This window comes from Streptomyces sp. NPDC001407 (genome assembly GCF_042895325.1).
Lineage (GTDB): Bacteria > Actinomycetota > Actinomycetes > Streptomycetales > Streptomycetaceae > Streptomyces.
Genome location: NZ_JBIAWF010000009.1, coordinates 222,806 through 240,781 on the forward strand (window position 1 = coordinate 222,806; position 17,976 = coordinate 240,781).

Genomic DNA, 17,976 nt, shown 5'->3' on the forward strand with positions numbered 1-17,976 from the left:
GCCGACGGCCCCTGGACGCGGCACGCCACCGGTGTGCTGACGGACGCCCCGGCCCTTGGCGCCGAGGAAGCCGCGGCCGCCGCCGAGCTGGGCGTGTGGCCGCCGGCCGGTGCGGAGCCGGTCGCGGTGGACGGCCTGTACGAGCGGCTCGCGGCGACGGGGCTTCAGTACGGAGCGGCCTTCCAGGGCGTACGGGCGGCGTGGCGCCGTGGCGACGAGGTGTTCGCCGAGGTCGTCCTCGCCGAGGAGCAGCGCACCGAGGCGAGCCGCTTCGGGCTGCACCCCGCGCTGCTGGACTCCGCCCTGCACGCCATGGCCTCGGGCCCGGACACGCAGGAGGAGGACGCCGACGAGCGGCGGCCCGGCCTGCCGTTCGTCTGGGGTGGGGTGTCGCTGTTCGCGACGGGCGCGGACGCACTGCGCGTACGGCTCGCCCCGGCCGGACCGGAAGCGGTGTCCCTGATCGCTGCGGACACCACCGGCGCTCCCGTCGCGACGGTGACGTCCCTGGTCACGCGTACCGTGTCGGCCGAGCAGCTGGAGGCCGCGGCGAACACCACGCATGACGCGCTCTACCGTGTCGCGTGGCGCGGCGTCCCGATGCGCACCTCCACGGCCACCACGCAGTGGTCGGTGTTCGGCCCGGAGGCCGCGCATCTTGAGGACGCTCTGGCCGCGGTGGCTCATCCGGACCTGGCGGCGCTGCGGGCAGCCGTGGAGGGCGGCGCGGCGGTTCCCGACGTGGTGGCGGTCTCCTTCTCGGCGGCTTCCGACGGTGACCCGGGCGATGTGCGGGGAGCGACGCGGCGCGCTCTGGAGACGCTGCAAGGATGGCTGGCCGAGGAGCGGTTCGCCGGGTCGCGGCTGGTCGTGGTGACCCGGGGCGCGGTGGCGACCGCGCCCGATGAGGACGTACCCGACCTGGCGGCGGCCGCGGTCTGGGGCCTGGTCAGGTCCGCGCAGGCGGAGCACCCCGACCGGTTCGTCCTCGTCGACGTGGACGGGCCGGAAGCGCTCAGCGGCGTCCTCGACGCGGCACTGGCCTCCGGTGAGCCTCAGATCGCCGTACGGTCGGGCGAGTTGTTCGCACCGCGACTGGCGCGCGCCACCGCCGAAGCCGCCGCCGAGACCGGCTTCGGCTGGGACCCGGACGGGACGGCGCTCCTGACCGGTGCGACCGGCACGCTGGGCAGCCTTGTGGCGCGACACCTGGTCGCGCGGCACGGCGTACGGCATCTGCTGCTGGTCTCCCGGCGTGGCCTGGAGGCCACGGGTGCGCCCGAGCTGGCGGCGGAACTGACCGCGCTGGGCGCCTCGGTGACCGTGGCGGCCTGCGACACCTCCGACCGGACGGCGCTGAAGGAGCTCCTGGCCGGTGTGCCCGCCGAGCACCCGCTGACCGGGGTCGTGCACGCGGCCGGTGTGCTCGACGACGGCGTCATCGAGTCGCTCACTCCGGAGCAGATCGACGCGGTGCTGCGGCCCAAGGTCGACGCCGCCGTCCACCTGCACGAGCTGACCCGGGACCTGAACCTGTCCGCGTTCGTGCTCTTCTCGTCCGCCGCCGGTACGTTCGGCGGCGCCGGGCAGGGCAACTACGCCGCGGCGAACGCGTTCGTCGACGCCCTGGCGGCCCACCGGCGCGCCCACGGTCTGCCCGCGGTGTCGCTGGGCTGGGGCTTCTGGGCGGAACGCAGCGGCATGACCGGCCACTTGGACGAAGCGGACGTACGCCGCATGCGCCGTGGCGGCATCTCCCCGCTCACTTCGGACGAGGGCCTGGCGCTGTTCGACACCGCCGCGACCACGGCGGAAGCGGTGCTGCTGCCCCTGCGACTGGACCTGCCGGCGCTGCGCGCCCAGGCCGCGTCCGGGGTGGTGCCCGCGCTGCTGCGTGACCTGCTGCGCGTCCCCACGCGCCGTACGGTGGAGGCGTCGTCCGGCGCCGACGCGCCGGAGCTGTGGCGGCGCCTTGCGAACCTGTCGGAGTCCGAGCGGGACGACGCCCTGCGCGCGCTGGTGTGCACGCAGGTCGCCGCGGTCCTGGGGCACGCCGACGGAAGCTCCGTCGACAGCGAGCGCGCTTTCAAGGAGCTCGGTTTCGACTCGTTGACCGCGGTGGAGCTGCGGAACCGGCTGAACGCGGCCACGGGTCTGCGGTTGCCCGCGACGCTGGTCTTCGACTACCCGAGCCCTGCGGTGCTCGCCCACTACCTGCTGGGTGAGCTGGTGTCGGCGCATGCCGGGGTCGCGACGCGTGCGGCGGTTCCGGCGGCCGCGGTGGCCACGTCCGTCGACGAGCCGATCGCCATCGTGGGCATGAGCTGCCGCTTCCCGGGCGGCATACGCACCCCCGAGGAGCTCTGGCAGCTGCTCGAACACGGCTCCGACGCCATGTCCGCGTTCCCCGACGACCGCGGCTGGAACATCGACGAGCTGTACGACCCGAACTCCGACGTGCCGGGGAAGATCCACGCCCGGGAGGGTGGATTCCTCTACGACGCCGGTGAGTTCGACCCGGGGTTCTTCGGGATCTCGCCGCGTGAGGCGCTGGCGATGGATCCGCAGCAGCGGTTGCTGCTGGAGACGTCGTGGGAGGTGCTGGAGCGGGCCGGTATCGATCCGGTGTCGGTGCGTGGCAGTCAGACCGGTGTGTTCGCCGGGATCATGCACCACGACTACGGCCTCCTCCAGGGCCCCGACGGCACGCCCGGCTCCCCGAGCCCCGGCAGCATCGTCTCCGGCCGGGTGTCCTACACGTTCGGGTTCGAGGGTCCTGCGGTGACGGTGGACACGGCGTGTTCGTCGTCGCTGGTCGCGCTGCATCTGGCGGTGCAGTCGCTGCGGCAGGGGGAGTGCTCCCTGGCGTTGGCGGGTGGTGTGTCGGTGATGGCGACGCCGGCGCTGTTCGTGGAGTTCAGCCGTCAGCGTGGTCTGGCTCCGGACGGTCGTTGCAAGGCGTTTGCGGCGGGTGCGGACGGTACGGGGTTCTCCGAGGGCGCGGGGATGCTGTTGCTGGAGCGGTTGTCGGACGCGCGGCGTAATGGGCATCGGGTGCTGGCCGTGGTGCGTGGCTCGGCGGTGAACCAGGACGGTGCGAGCAATGGGTTGACGGCGCCGAACGGTCCGTCGCAGCAGCGGGTGATCCGTGCGGCGCTGGCGAGCGCTGGACTCACGGCCGGCGAAGTCGACGCGGTCGAGGCACATGGCACCGGTACCAAGCTGGGTGACCCGATCGAGGCGCAGGCGCTGCTGGCCACGTACGGCCAGGAACGGCCGGAAGACAAGCCCCTGTTGCTCGGCTCGATCAAGTCGAACATCGGTCACACCCAGGCCGCGGCCGGTGTGGCGGGCGTGATGAAGATGGTGCTGGCGATGCGGCACGGTGTGCTGCCGCAGTCGCTGCACGTCGACGAGCCGTCGCCGCACGTGGACTGGTCCGCGGGTGCGGTGGAGCTGCTGACGGAGGCCACACCGTGGCCGGAGAGCGGCCAGTTGCGGCGCGCGGGTGTGTCGTCGTTCGGCATCAGCGGGACGAACGCGCATGTGATCGTGGAGCAGGCGCCGGAGGAGCCGGAGGTTCCGGCTGCTGCGGAGGGTGCGCTGCCCGTGCTGCCGTGGGTGGTGTCAGCCAGGTCCGAGGCGGCGTTGCGGGGGCAGGCGGAGCGCTTGCTGCCGTTGACGCGGGACGAGGCTGTCGTGCCCGCCGATGTGGCGTACTCGTTGGTGGCGGCGCGGTCGGTGTTCGAGCACCGTGCCGTGGTGATCGCTGCGGACCGGCCCGGTTTCGAGGCCGGGCTGAGCGCCGTGGTCTCGGGTGAGCCTGGCGCCGGTGTGATCCAGGGTGTGCAGGCGCCGGGCAAGCTGGCGTTGGTGTTCTCGGGTCAGGGCAGCCAGCGGCTGGGCATGGGCCGGGAGCTGTACGAAGCCTTCCCGGTCTTCGCCGAAGCCTTCGACGAGATCTGCGGGCACTTCGACGGTCTGCTGGAACGCCCGCTGCGTGAGGTGGTGTTCGGGGACGATTCCGCTCTTCTGGATGCGACCGTGTTCACGCAGTGCGGCCTGTTCGCTGTCGAGGTCGCCCTCTATCGGCTGGCCGCTTCGTGGGGCGTGAAGCCGGACTTCGTCGCCGGGCACTCCATCGGCGAGATCGCGGCCGCATACGTGGCCGGGGTCTGGTCGCTCGCAGATGCCTGCGCCCTCGTCGCGGCGCGCGGCCGGTTGATGCAGGCGCTTCCGGCCGGCGGCGTGATGGTGTCGGTGCGGGCGGCAGAGGCAGATGTGCTGCCGCTGCTGGCCGACTGCACAGATGTGGACATAGCAGCGGTCAACGGGCCGTCCTCGGTCGTGGTTTCCGGTGCCGAGGCGCCGGTGGCCGAGGTCGTGGCCCGGCTGGAGGCACAGGGGATCAAGACCCGGCGGCTGCGTGTCTCGCACGCCTTCCACTCGCCGCTGATGGAGCCGATGCTGGCCGACTTCCGCGAGACGGCGGAGCAGTTGACGTACGGGGCACCTCGTATCCCGCTCGTCTCCAATCTCACCGGCGCGCTCGCCACGGCTGAGGACATATGTGACCCGGACTACTGGGTGCGCCATGTCCGCGCGACCGTCCGTTTCGCCGACGGCATCGCATGCCTGGCGGACCAGGGGGCAACCGCCTTCCTGGAGCTGGGCCCGGACGGTGTCCTGTCCGGCATGGGCCAGGAGACCGCCCCGCACCTGCTGTTCACCCCGGCCCTGCGCAAGGACCGCGACGAAGCAGCGTCGCTGCTGGAGGCTCTGGCTCAGGTCTATGTCCAGGGCCACGCCGTGGACTGGGCCGCGATGCTCGCCCCGGCCCGCCCCCGGCAGATCGAGCTGCCCACCTACGCCTTCCAGCGCGAGCGCTACTGGCTGGAGTCGGCGCCAGGGGCCGCCGACATCGGGTCCGTCGGTCTGGGCGCTGCGGATCATCCGTTGCTGGGTGCCGCCGTGACCCTGCCGGACTCCGACGGCTGCCTGTTCACCGGCAGGCTGTCGCTGGCCTCGCACGGCTGGCTGGCGGACCACAGCGTCATGGGAGCGGTGCTGCTGCCCGGTACGGCCTTTGTCGAACTGGCACTGCACGCCGGTGCCTGGGTCGGGTGCCCCCTGGTCGAGGAACTCACCCTGGAAGCACCGCTCGTCCTCCCGGAGCAGGGCGGAGTGCAGGTACGAGTGACGGTCGCCGACGCCGACGACTCGGGCGGCCGGACGCTGACCGTGCACTCGCGCCCGGACGGCGAAGGCGAACTGTGGGTCCGGCACGCCACAGGCAGGATCGCGCCCGAGGAGGCGCGCCCGAGCACCGGGGAACAGGTGTGGCCGCCGCAGGGCGCCGAACCCGTCGCCCTCGACGGTCACTACGAGCGGCTCGCCGCGATGGGCCTGCGGTACGGACCGGTCTTCCAGGGCCTGCGAGCCGCGTGGCGCCGGGGGCCGGAGGTGTACGCGGAGGTCCTGCTGCCGGAGGACGCCCAGCAGACGCCGGGGCGTTTCGGCGTCCACCCGGCCTTGCTGGACGCGGCCCTGCACGCGGTGGGAGCCGCGGCGCTGCCCTCCTCGGAGGACGAAGGGATCCGGCTGCCGTTCTCGTGGAGCGGAGTGTCCCTGTACGCGACGGGGGCGTCCGTACTGCGCGTGCGGCTCAGCCCTGAAGGAGCCGACGGCTCGGCGCTGTCGATGGAGGTGACCGACGGGGACGGCGCGCTCGTGGCCACCGTCGCGTCGCTGGTGACACGTCCCGTGTCGGCCGAGCAGATCAACGCGGCGGGTGGCGTGCTCCACCGGTCGATGTTCCAGATGGGCTGGCGCCGCGTGGCGTCGGCGCACAAGGCGGGCGCCGAACCGGTCCTGCTGGGCGGCGCCGGGCTCGTACCCCAGGAGGCGATGCCGGAAGCGGTGCTCGCCCGGACACCGTTCCACGAAAACCTCGACGCGCTGCGCGCGGCCGTCGAGGGTGGTGCGGAGCTGCCGCCGGTGGTCGTCTGCGCCCTGCCGTCCGTGGCCGGTACGGCCGCCGACGAGGTGCGGCACGCCGTCCACCGGGCCCTGGCCCTGGTGCAGGACTGGCTGGCGGAGGAGCGCTTCGCCGGCTCGCGCCTGGTGACGGTCACCCGGGGCGCGGTGGCGACCGAGGCCGACGGCGACGTCGCGGACCTCGCGGCGGCCGCCGTGTGGGGGCTGGTACGGACGGCGCAGGCGGAGCACCCCGGGCGCTTCGTACTCGTCGACCTGGAGGCTCCGGCCGCCGGGGAGCAGGGGCTGTCCGAGGACGACCTCGCCCTGGTGTCCGCCGCCGTGTCCTGCGGCGAGCCCCAGGTGGCCGTCCGGGACGGAAACCTGCTGGGCGCACGCCTGGACCGGGTGCGGGCCACTGACGCCCTGGAGCCCTCGGCGACCTGGGACGAGCAGGGCACGGTCCTGCTGACCGGTGCCGGCGGCACGCTGGGGAGGCTGACCGCGCGCCACCTGGTGACCGCGAACGGCGTCCGGCACCTGCTGCTGGTGAGCCGCCGCGGGGCGGACGTCGACGGCGCCGACGCGCTGGAGGCGGAGCTGAGGGCCGCGGGTGCCTCCGTGACCTGGGCGGCCTGCGACGTGGCGGACCGGGACGCGCTGGCCGCCGTGCTCGAGGGCATTCCGGCGGACCGCCCGCTGCGCGCGGTCGTCCACACCGCCGGCGTGCTGGACGACGGTGTCGTCGACTCGCTCACGCCGCAGCGCGTGGACGCGGTCCTGCGGCCGAAGGTGACCGCCGTGGCGAACCTCCACGAGCTGACCGAGTCCATGGACCTCTCGGCGTTCGTGGTCTTCTCCTCCGCCGCGGGGACGTTCGGCACGGCCGGACAGGGCAACTACGCCGCTGCCAACGCCTATCTCGACGCGCTGGTGCGCCGCCGCCGGGCCGCGGGCCTGCCCGGCCTCTCCCTCGCGTGGGGCCTGTGGGACATGGGCGACGGGATGGCGGGCGGCCTGGCCGGCACCGACCTGCGCCGCATCGAGCAGTCCGGCGTAATCGGGCTGTCCCCCGAAGAGGGCCTGACCCTGTTCGACACCGCCTGCGCGGCGTACACGCCCGTGGTCGTCCCCATGCGGCTGGACACGGCGCAGGCACGCCGTGGCGAGGAAGTGCCGCATGTGCTGCGCGACCTGGTGCGGCCCACGGGCCGCCGGGCGGCCGACACGGTCCGCGACGCGGGCGACGCACAGCTGCGCGAGCGGCTCGCCGGAGCCTCGGCGGCGGACGGCGAACGGATGGCGCTGGACCTCGTACGCCGCTGCGTGGCCGCCGTGTTGGGGCACGCGGGCCCCGAGGCGGTGGAGCCGGGCCGGGCGTTCAACGACTTCGGCTTCGACTCCCTCACCGCCGTCGAACTGCGCAACCGGCTCGCCACGCCCACCGGGCTGCGCCTGCCGTCCACGCTCGTCTTCGACTACCCGACACCCACCGCGCTGGCCCAGTACCTGCACGGCGAACTGACCGGCCGGAGCGAGGCCGTGCGACCCGCGGCACCGGCCCTTCCCGCAGGCGCGGGCGGCGAGGACGACCCCGTGGTCATCATCGCCATGGGCTGCCGCTTCCCGGGCGGGGTGCGCACCCCCGACGACCTGTGGCGCCTGCTCGCCGCCGGGGAGGACGCCGTCTCCGGCTTCCCCGCGAACCGCGGCTGGGACGCGGAAGGGCTCTACGACCCGGACCCGGACAGCGACGGCAAGAGCTACGCCCGCGAAGGCGGCTTCCTGCACGCGGCCGGTGACTTCGACCCGGCGTTCTTCGGGATCTCGCCGCGCGAGGCACTGGCGATGGACCCGCAGCAGCGGCTGCTGCTGGAGACGTCCTGGGAGGCGTTCGAGCGGGCCGGCATCGACCCGGCGGCCCTGCGCGGCACCGCGACCGGTGTCTTCGCGGGCCTGATGTATCACGACTACGGCTCGCAGTTGCAGAGCATCCCCGAGGGTGCCGAGGGCTATCTGGCGACAGGTGGATCCGGCAGCATCGCGTCCGGCCGCATCGCCTACACCTTCGGCCTGGAGGGCCCGGCGGTGACCATCGACACCGCCTGCTCGTCCTCGCTGGTCGCCCTGCACCTGGCGGCACAGTCCCTGCGGCAGGGCGAGTGCACGCTCGCGCTGGCCGGCGGCGTCACCGTGATGTCCACCCCCGCGACGTTCGTGGAGTTCAGCCGCCAGCGCGGCCTGGCCACGGACGGCCGCTGCAAGCCGTTCGCGGCCGCGGCGGACGGCACGGGCTGGGGCGAGGGCGTCGGCATGCTCCTGCTGGAGCGCCTGTCGGACGCGCGGCGGAACGGCCATGAGGTGCTGGCGGTCGTGCGTGGCTCGGCGGTGAACCAGGACGGTGCGAGCAACGGTCTGACCGCGCCGAACGGTCCGTCGCAGCAGCGGGTCATCCGAGCCGCGCTGGCGAACGCCGGACTGTCGGCCGGTGAGGTGGACGCGGTCGAGGCGCACGGCACGGGCACGACGCTGGGTGACCCGATCGAGGCCCAGGCGCTGCTGGCCACGTACGGCCAGGACCGGCCGGTGGAGCGGCCGTTGTGGCTCGGCTCGATCAAGTCGAACATCGGCCACACCCAGGCCGCCGCCGGCGTCGCGGGCATCATGAAGATGGTCCTGGCGATGCGACACGGCGTGCTGCCGCAGTCGCTGCACATCGACGAGCCGTCGCCGCACGTCGACTGGACGGCCGGAGCCGTCGAGCTGCTGGCCGAGACCACCTCGTGGCCCGAGACCGAGCGGCCGCGCCGGGCCGGCGTCTCTTCCTTCGGCCTCAGCGGCACCAACGCGCACATCATCCTCGAACAGGCCCCCCAGCCGGACATCGAGGAACAGCGCCCGGAGCGGCCGCTGCCGACGGTGCCGTGGGTGGTGTCGGCGAAGTCCGAGGCCGCGTTGCGAGGGCAGGCAGAGCGGTTGCTCGCGCATGTGGGTGAGCTGTCGCCTGTGGACGTGGGGTTCTCGCTGGCGGCCGGCCGGGGTGTGTTCGAGCACCGGGCTGTGGTCCTGGCGGAGCACCGGGATGGTTTGAGCGCGCTGGTCGAGGGGCGCGAGGTTCCGGGTGTGGTGCGGGGCCGTGTCGCGGGTGCGGAGGGCCGCGTGGCGTTCGTGTTCCCGGGGCAGGGGTCGCAGTGGGTCGGTATGGCTGCCGGTCTGCTGGAGTCTTCGCCGGTGTTCGCGGAGCGGATCGCGGAGTGCGGGGCTGCGCTGGCGCCTTACGTGGACTGGTCGTTGACCGATCTGCTGCGTTGCGCGGACGACGCCTGGCTGGAGCAGGTCGACGTCGTTCAGCCGGTGCTGTGGGCCGTGATGGTCTCCCTGGCGGAGATGTGGCGCTCGACGGGTGTGGAGCCTGCTGCCGTCATCGGTCACTCGCAGGGTGAGATCGCGGCCGCGTGCGTTGCGGGTGCCCTTTCCCTGGCCGATGCCGCGAAGGTGGTGGCGCTGCGGAGCAAGGCGCTGCGGGTCCTGTCCGGTCGCGGCGGGATGGTCTCGGTCTCCCTGGATGTGGAGGCGGTTGAGGCGCGGCTGGACAACCGTCTGGCGGTTGCGGCGGTCAATGGCCCGGCCACGGTCGTGGTTTCCGGTGACAACGACGCCCTCGATGAGCTCCTCGCCGGTTGTGAGGCGGACGGCATTCGTGCTCGTCGGATCGCGGTGGATTACGCGTCGCACTGCGCGCATGTGGAGGAGATCGAGGACGCGCTCCTGCGGGACCTCGCCGGAATCACTCCCCGCCCGGCGTCCGTGCCGTTCTATTCGACGGTGACCGGTGGCGTGCTGGAGACGAGCGGTTTCGACGCTGCTTATTGGTATCGAAACCTGCGTCAGACGGTCCGCTTCCAGGAAGCCGTCGAGGCGCTCCTGGACGACGGTTTCCGTCTGTTCGTGGAGTCCAGTGCTCACCCGGTCCTGACCATGGGTATTGAGCAGACCGCCGAGAACCACAGCATCACCGCCGTCGGCTCCCTCCGCCGCGACGAGGGCGGTCTCGACCGCTTCCTGACCTCCGTCGCCGAAGCCTTCGTAGGCGGGGCGTCCGTCGATTGGGCCAAGCTCTTCGACGGCACGGGTGCGCGTCGCGTGGACCTCCCCACGTACGCCTTCCAACACCAGCGCTACTGGCTGGAGTCGGCCTCCGCGGCAGCAGGTGATGTCACCTCGGCCGGTCTGTCCGCCGCCGATCACCCGCTCCTCGGTGCGGCAGTGACCCTGCCCGCTTCCGACGGGGTGCTCCTGACAGGGCGCCTGTCGCTGCGTACGCACCCGTGGCTCGCCGATCACGCGGTGGCCGGTGTCACGCTGCTGCCGGGTACGGCCTTCGTGGAGCTGGCGCTGCGGGCCGGGGACGCGGTCGGTTGCGGCCGGGTGGAGGAGCTGACGCTGGAGGCTCCCCTCGTACTGCCCGAAGACGGCGCGGTGCGGGTCCAGGTCGCCGTCGACGGCCCGGACGAGCTCGGCCGACGCTCGGTGAGTGTGTACTCGCAGGCGGAGGACGGACCTTGGACGCGGCACGCCACCGGCGCGCTCGCGGACGGGGCACCCGTGTCCGGCTCCGGGTCCGGTGAGGCATGGCCTCCGGCGGACGCGGAAGCGGTCGATGTCGAGGGCCTGTACGAGAGGTTCGCGCGGAACGGCTTCGGCTACGGTCCCTCGTTCCAGGGGCTGCGTGCCGTATGGCGCCGGGGCGAGGAGGTGTTCGCGGAGGTCCGGCTGCCCGAGGAGCAGTGGTCCGAGGCCGGAGACCTGGGGGTCCACCCCGCCCTGCTGGACGGGGCGCTGCACGCGATGGCGTTCGGTGGGTTCGTCCGGCTGCCCGGCACCGCCACCGCGGACGGAGCGGAGCCGGGGGACACCGGACGTGTCCGGCTCCCCTTCGCCTGGAACGGTGTGGCGCTGCACGCGGCGGGCGCGTCCGTGCTGCGGGTCCGGCTGGCCCCGGCCGGCCCGGACGCGGTGGCGCTGACGGCGGTCGACGAGTCGGGCCGGCCGGTGCTCTCGGTGGACTCGCTCGTGACGCGTGCGATCTCCCGGGAGGAGCTCAGCCGGGCGCACGGGTCTTTCCACGAGTCCCTCTTCCGGCTGGACTGGGCCCCGGTGGCGGTGGCCGCCGCGCCCGCCTTCCCCGGTGGGTGGGCGGTGCTCGGTGGCGACGGCACGCAGCTGCCGACGGCCCTGAAGTCGGCAGGGACAGTGGGGGCACAGGCCGAGAGGTTTGCGGACCTGCCCGCTCTGGCGGAGTCCATGGAGGCCGGCCGGAGGGCACCGGACCTGGTGTTCGTTCCGCTCTCCGCCGAGGTGTCCGACACCTCCGACGGGTCACCGGTGCTGTCCGCCGAGCAGGTGCGTGACGCGGTGCACCGGGCGCTGCGGCTGGTCCAGTCGTGGTCGGCCGACGAGCGGTTCGGGCGGTCCCGGCTGGTCTTCGTCACCCGCGGGGCGGTCGCCCCGCGGCCCGGGGACGCGGTCGCCGATCCGGCCCGCGCGGCGGTGTGGGGTCTCGTACGGGCGGCACAGTCGGAGAACCCCGACCGGTTCGTCCTGCTGGACCTCGACGAGCAGGAGGCATCCTTCGCGGCGTTGCCGCAGGCGCTGGGCGGGGACGAACCGCAGCTCGCGGTGCGCGCGGGGCGGGCACTCGCTCCTCGGCTGGCCAGGGTGCGCGCGGCCGTCGGCAGCCCGCAGGGCAGCGGGGACGAATCCGTCACCGCCCCGGTGTGGGAGCCGGGCGGGACGGTGCTCCTCACCGGTGCGACCGGTGTGCTGGGGTCTCTCGTGGCACGGCACCTGGTGGCCGAGCGCGGTGTGCGGCACCTGCTGCTGACCAGCCGTCGTGGCCTCGCGGCCGCGGGTGCGGCCGAGTTGGTGGAGGAGCTGACCGCCCTGGGCGCCACGGTGCGCCTGGCCGCCTGTGACGCCGCCGACCGCTCCGCCCTCGCGGAGCTGCTCGCCGGCGTACCGGCCGAACACCCGCTCACCGGTGTGGTGCACGCGGCCGGTGTCCTCGACGACGGCGTCCTCGCCTCGATGACGCCGGAGCGCATGGACGCGGTGCTGCGCCCGAAGGTGGACGCGGCCGTCAACCTCCACGAGCTGACGAGGGAGCTGCCGTTGTCGGCGTTCGTGCTGTTCTCGTCGGCCGCGGGCGTCTTCGGCGCCGCCGGGCAGGCCAACTACGCCGCCGCCAACACCTTCCTGGACGCGCTGGCCCAGCTCCGCAGGGCCGAGGGGCTGCCCGCCGTCTCGCTGGCTTGGGGCCTGTGGGCCGAACGCAGCGCCATGACCGGGAACATGGAGGACGAGGACGTCAAGCGGCTGAACCGCTCCGGAGTGGCCGCGCTGACCTCCGAGGAGGGGCTCGCGCTGTTCGACCTGGCGGTCGCGGAAGCGGCGGCGGACGGCGCCGGACCGGCGGATCCGCTGCTGGTCCCGATGCGCCTGGACCTCGCGGCCCTGCGGGCGCAGGCGGCCTCGGTCGGCACGCCTCCGTTGTTCCGCGGTCTCGTGCGGGTGCCGGCCCGCAGGGCGGCCGACTCCGCTTCCGCCTCCGGCGGTGCGGACGCGGGGCAGGTGCCGCTCGCGCAGCGGCTCGCGGGCATGACGGCGGCGGAGCAGGACCGGGCCCTGACCGAGCTGGTGCGTACGCACACCGCGACCGTGCTCGGTCACGACTCACCGGACATGATCGAGGAGGACCACGCCTTCCTGGAGCTGGGCATCACCTCGCTCACGGCGGTGGAGATCCGCAACCGGCTCAACCACGTCACCGGCCTCACCCTGCCGGCGACACTGCTCTTCGACCACACCACCTCCGCCGCGCTCGCCGCCTATCTGCGCACCCAGCTGCTGCCGGGGGCGACGGGCAGCCGGCCGGCCCCGGCGGAACCCGCCGCAGGCGGCACCGGACAGCCGGCGGCGGTCACGGGGGGCGCGGGCACGGCCGGTTCGACGATCGAGTCGCTCTACCGGCAGGCGTGCGCCGACGGGGAGTACGTGGCGGGCACCCAGCTGCTGATGGCGGCGGCCCGGCTGCGCCCGTCGTTCCGTACGGCCGCCGAACTCACCAGCCCGCCCAAGCTCGTCCGGCTGTCCAAGGGCAGCACGGCGCCGGGATTGGTGTGCTTCCCGTCGCTGGTGGCCATTTCGGGCGCCCGCGAGTACGCCCGTTTCGCCGCGGGCTTCCGTGGGCGCCGGGACGTGACCGTCCTGCCCGAACCTGGATTCGGGAAGGGTGAGTTGCTTCCGGCGAGCGTCGACGCGGTGGTCGAGATGCAGGCGGAGGCGGTGCTGCGGAGCGTCGGGCAGGAACCGTTCGTGCTCGTCGGCCGTTCGTCGGGTGGGTGGATCGCCCAGGCGGTCGCGGGGTTGCTGGAGGAGCGCGGCATCACCCCGTCGGCGGTCGTGATGCTGGACACCTATCTGCCCCGCAGTGAGGCGCTGCCCTGGATCCAGACCAACCTGTCCGGCAAGATGTTCGACCGCGAGAAGATGTTCGGCGTGGTCGACGAAGGCCGGCTGACCGCGATGGGCGGCTATCTGCGCCTCTTCTCCACCTGGGGGCCGGCGCCCGTCAACGCCCCCATCCTGGCGGTGAAGGCCGAGGACACCTTCACGGGGTCGGAAGAGGGGGTCGACGAGGAGTCCGCGTGGGGCGACGAGGTCACGCGGATCGAAGTGCCGGGCGACCACTTCACGATGATGGAGGACCACGCCGGCGCCACCGCGCAGGCGGTCCTCGACTGGCTTGCGAAGAACGTGTGATGCGTCGGGCCCGGCATCCGGCCGGGCCCGGCGATCGCTCGACGCGCGGGAAAGAGGAAGCCGGAAGGCGCGCGCACGCGTTCCGCGTGCCGCGCCGGGGCTTCCCGTTCAACACAGCTCACATATCCATAGATCGCATTTCACAGATCGCATATCTCGGGGAGAAACACCATGACGTCTTCGACTTTCACGCCCGTCGGTGAGCAGGTCGGCGAGTTCTACGACCAGCTGGTGGGCGCGTTCGACGCGTCGCTGTACGGGCCGAACATCCACGTCGGTTTCTGGGACGGCCAGGAGGACACCACCGGCCTGGAGGACGCGGCCAACCGCCTCACCGACATGATGATCCAGCGGCTCCAGGTCGGCCCCGGCGACCGGGTGCTGGACATCGGTTGCGGCGTCGGCGGCCCGGCGATCAGGCTCGCCCAGGTGACGGGGGCCGAGGTGGTCGGCATCAGCGTCAGCCTCAAGCAGGTGGAGAAGGCCAACGAGGCCGCCGTCGCGGCCGGTCTGGCCGACAAGGTCACGTTCCTGCACGGTGACGCCATGGACCTGCCCTTCGAGGACGCCTCCTTCTCCGCCGTGTGGATGCTGGAGTCGGTCATGCAGATGCCCGACCGCAAGGCGGCGCTCTCCGAGGCGGCCCGTGTGCTGCGGCCGGGCGGCCGGCTCACGCTCACGGACAACTACGAGCGGGAGCAGATCTCAGAGGCCCGGCGTCCGGTCATCGAGGGCATCCTCAAGCGCTACCACACGCAGTCGCCGGCGTCCTTCGAGGCGTACCCCACGCTGATGCGCGAGGCGGGGCTGCGCTGCACTGAGGTCCTCGACGTCAGCGAGAACACGACCCGTCAGTCGGTCAAGCGGCTCGGCAAGGCGCTCGCCGAGAACATGAGCGAGCTGGCCTCCAAGATCGACCCCGAGGTCTTCGCGAAGCTGAAGCCGGCCGAGGGCGAGAACCTGGAGATGCCGGAGATGGGCTACCTCATCGCGTCGGCACGGCGGCCCGAGGCCGCGCAGGCCTGACCGGTCGGCCAGGGGCGCGTCGCCTGGGCGACGCGCCCCCCGGCGTCGGTGTGTCCTGCTCGGGGGTCCCCGGCGTCGGTGTGTGCCGCTCAGCGACGGGCCCCCGGCGCAGGCCCGTGCCGCTCAGCGACGGGCCTCCACCACCTCCGACGCCGCCTCGATGGCCTCGTCCAGAACCTCGCGGGAGCGGACCAGGTCGGCGATCAGGCGGTCGATGCGCTGCCGCTCCTCGGCGAGTTCGGTGAGCAGCCGGCCGGTGGCCCGCTCGGACGGGCCGCCGTCGGTGTCCCGCATGCAGGGCAGCAGGTGCCCGATCTTCGTGCTGTTCAGGCCGGCGGCGTAGAGCGCCTGGACGCGGATGACCCGCTCGACGGCCCACTCCCCGAACTCGCGGTGCCCGCCGGGGGTGCGTTCGGCGGTCAGCAGTCCCTGCTTCTCGTAATAGCGCAGCGAGCGTTCGCTCACGCCCGTCCGTTCGGCGAGTTCCCCGATGCGCACGCGTTCCCCTCCCGGCTCACGACGGAGCTTGAACCTGACATCAGTGTCAACTCCTACGGTACGGGCATGACGAACACAGCCACCGCCGACCGCCTCTTCGAACCCTTCCGCCTCGGCCCCCTGCACCTGCCGAACCGCCTGGTCATGGCGCCGCTGACCCGGAACCGGGCCGGAGCCGACGGGGTGCCGCAGCCCATGATGGCCACCTACTACGCGCAGCGTGCCTCCGCCGGCCTGATCATCGCCGAGGGCACCACGCCGAACGCCGTCGGCCAGACGTACCCGAACATCCCCGCGATCCACCGCCCCGAGCACGTGGCCGGATGGCGCCGGGTCACCGACGCCGTACGGGCGGGGGACGGGCGGATGTTCCTTCAGTTGCAGCACGGCGGGCGGGTCGGCCACCCGGACAACAGCGGTCTGATGCCCCTCGCGCCCTCGCCCGTGCCGCTCCCCGAGACGATCCACACCCCGGCCGGGCGCCGCCCCTCGGTGGTGCCCCGTGGGATGACCGCGGCCGACATACGCACGACCGTCGCCGACTTCGCCCAGGCGGCCCGCAACGCCGTCGCGGCGGGCTTCGCCGGGGTCGAGGTGCACGCGGCCAACGGCCACCTCCTCCACCAGTTCCTGTCCGCGAACACCAACCGCAGGACGGACGCCTACGGCGGGCCGGTCGCCCATCGCGTACGGTTCGTCGACGAGGTCGTCCGCGCCGTGGCCGAGGCGATCGGCCCCGAGCGGGTGGGCCTGCGGATCTCCCCGGCGAACACCGTGAACGGCATCGACGAGGGGGAGACCCACCTCATCTACCCCGCCCTGCTCGACGCCGTGGCGGACGTCGGCCTCGCCTATCTGGTGTTCCCCGCGCACGCGGGGCTCCCAGCAGTAAGGCGACCGGGCGCCTCCACGGCAGGGGCTCCCCGCCCACACGGGGACCCCTACGTGCCCCCGCGCGAAGCGAGTAGATACCCGGGTCACGAGCCCCCGCCCACGCGGGAAAGCCCCTAGAAGAACCCCAACTTCTTCGCCGAGTAGCTCACCAGCAGATTCTTCGTCTCCTTGTGGTACAAGGTCTCACCCGTCTCTGACCTGCGGCAATGGGTGGAAAACGCCGATGCGGAGTCGGTTGGTCCGCACCTGGTCCGGATCTTGGGGGGTGGCACAGGCAGGGGGAGCTTCCTGCGGTACTGCATGGCACAGGCCGTAGAGACCGACCAAGGGCGTGCAGCCAGTCCAGGGTGGGGCGTAAGGCCAGGTCCGTCGGCGGTGGGGCCGAGTGCGGGGGAGGGCGTGCGCCCGGCCACTCCAGCCGTGTGTGCTCCCTTGTTGCCCCGCTGTTCCGTACGAAGGGTGGCATAGCGGGGGTCATGTCGCGTCTTGCTGAGGCCGAGGCCGATGTGCGGGATCTTGCCGGAGCCCACCTCGAGGCGCAATGCCGATTGTTCCAAGCAGCGGGGTGGGGCGGGCGGGCTGGTCAGATGATCCTTGTGGTCCGGCGTCTGCCGAGGGGGCATGGGATGATCAAGAGGCTCTGTTCGGGGACGTAGGGGGTTGACCATGGTCAAGGGCGCGGTACTGCGGGGGTATCTGTTGGAGGAGGCGCTGGCCTGGCTCCTGCGCTCCTCTGGTTACCGCCTGCTGGTGCATGAGAGTCAGGATCCCGAGGAGCTGGTGACCGATGGGAGCACGCTCCGGGTGCGGGGACGCGGCGCGCTGCATCAGGTGGACGCACTGGGGGAGTTCGCGTTTACGCCGGCCTTCTCGATGCCGGTGAGGCTGTTCCTGGAGGCAAAGTTCTACCAGGAGCGCTGCGGACTGGAGATCGTGCGCAACGCCCACGGTGTACTGCACGACGTGAACGAGAATTTCATGATGCGCGATGGCAGAAGGCCGCGGCAGCGGTATCAGTACGCGTACGCGTTGTTCTCGACGAGTGGGTTCACGGCGGACGCCCAGAAGTATGCCCTGGCGCACCAGATCTCGCTGGTGGATCTGTCGGGTGCCTCGTTCGCATGGCTGCTCGGGGCGATCGGTACCACTGCGTATACGCTGGAACAGGCACAGTTCCACCTCGGTGCGTCCGGGACATTCCCGGTGACGTGGGTGCGTACGGAGCTGCGCAAGGAGTTGGGGACCTGGACCGCGTCTCCGGGACTGCTGCCGACGGCGGCGCCGGCGAACGGCAGATTCCGGGACGAGGCCAAGGCGGCCATCGCAGGCTTTGCGGCTGCGCTCCAGCAGAACAGCCATGCCGAGTTGCTGCTGGGCTTCCCGTCGGCGCCGTTCATCCTGCCGCTGGCTGTCAGCGATCATCTGGCATTCACCACGTACGCGGATACCCAGCCGGATCACGCAGTGCGCATCCGGCGACGCGGCAGTGGCGGTTCGGCGGAGTGGACGCTGTCGCCGCTGGGCGAGGAAGGTGCGTACGAGCTTGCCTTCAAACTACCGGAGCAGGTGGAGGACTGGATCAGCGACATCGATGGGAAGGAGCGGCGGCGCACCCTGGAGGTGAAGGAGCAGTTCCTGTCCGCGATCACGATCTACCGGATGAATGGCGGTGGCGTGCGGGCGTACCAGCTGCGGTACGAGGCGAGTTCCCTCTCGCGCTTCTGATCCCAGCGAAGAGAGGGATGTCGGCCTCCCTGGGAG

5 protein-coding genes are annotated in these 17,976 nt (G+C 72.4%); 4 read left to right on the forward strand and 1 reads right to left on the reverse strand.

Annotated elements, in window-relative coordinates; translation table 11 throughout:
* Window positions 1-126 precede the first annotated feature (126 nt).
* Together ACFY1P_RS15510 and ACFY1P_RS15515 are read left to right on the forward strand one after the other, a co-directional pair.
* Entirely contained in the window at window positions 127-13,797 is a 13,671-nt protein-coding gene (locus tag ACFY1P_RS15510) for an SDR family NAD(P)-dependent oxidoreductase (protein WP_390750862.1), read from the forward strand.
* Window positions 13,798-13,968: 171 nt separating this feature from the next.
* On the forward strand, window positions 13,969-14,823 hold the full coding sequence (locus ACFY1P_RS15515) for a methyltransferase domain-containing protein (protein ID WP_390750848.1): 855 nt from the start codon (window positions 13,969-13,971) through the stop codon (window positions 14,821-14,823).
* Window positions 14,824-14,946: 123 nt separating this feature from the next.
* Here the strand turns inward: ACFY1P_RS15515 and ACFY1P_RS15520 are convergent, their stop codons facing one another.
* The gene (locus tag ACFY1P_RS15520) at window positions 14,947-15,321 is read right to left on the reverse strand and encodes a MerR family transcriptional regulator (RefSeq protein ID WP_361527376.1); all 375 of its coding nucleotides are present in this window, start codon (window positions 15,319-15,321) and stop codon (window positions 14,947-14,949) included.
* 66 nt (window positions 15,322-15,387) lie between these two features.
* On the opposite strand from ACFY1P_RS15520, the gene ACFY1P_RS15525 reads away from it, so the two are divergent.
* Together ACFY1P_RS15525 and ACFY1P_RS15530 are read left to right on the forward strand one after the other, a co-directional pair.
* Window positions 15,388-16,332, forward strand: a complete 945-nt coding sequence (locus ACFY1P_RS15525; RefSeq protein ID WP_390750849.1) for an alkene reductase — start codon at window positions 15,388-15,390, stop codon at window positions 16,330-16,332.
* A gap of 549 nt (window positions 16,333-16,881) precedes the next feature.
* Window positions 16,882-17,940: a hypothetical protein gene (locus tag ACFY1P_RS15530; protein ID WP_390750863.1), complete on the forward strand. Its 1,059-nt coding sequence runs from the start codon at window positions 16,882-16,884 to the stop codon at window positions 17,938-17,940.
* The last annotated feature ends 36 nt before the right edge of the window (window positions 17,941-17,976 follow it).

What these genes read in the sequence shown, in the direction of transcription:
- ACFY1P_RS15530 (WP_390750863.1), top strand. Translation starts at nt 16,882, where the DNA reads ATGGTCAAGGGCGCGGTACTGCGGGGGTATCTGTTGGAGGAGGCGCTG.
- ACFY1P_RS15515 (WP_390750848.1), top strand. Translation starts at nt 13,969, where the DNA reads ATGACGTCTTCGACTTTCACGCCCGTCGGTGAGCAGGTCGGCGAGTTC.
- ACFY1P_RS15525 (WP_390750849.1), top strand. Translation starts at nt 15,388, where the DNA reads ATGACGAACACAGCCACCGCCGACCGCCTCTTCGAACCCTTCCGCCTC.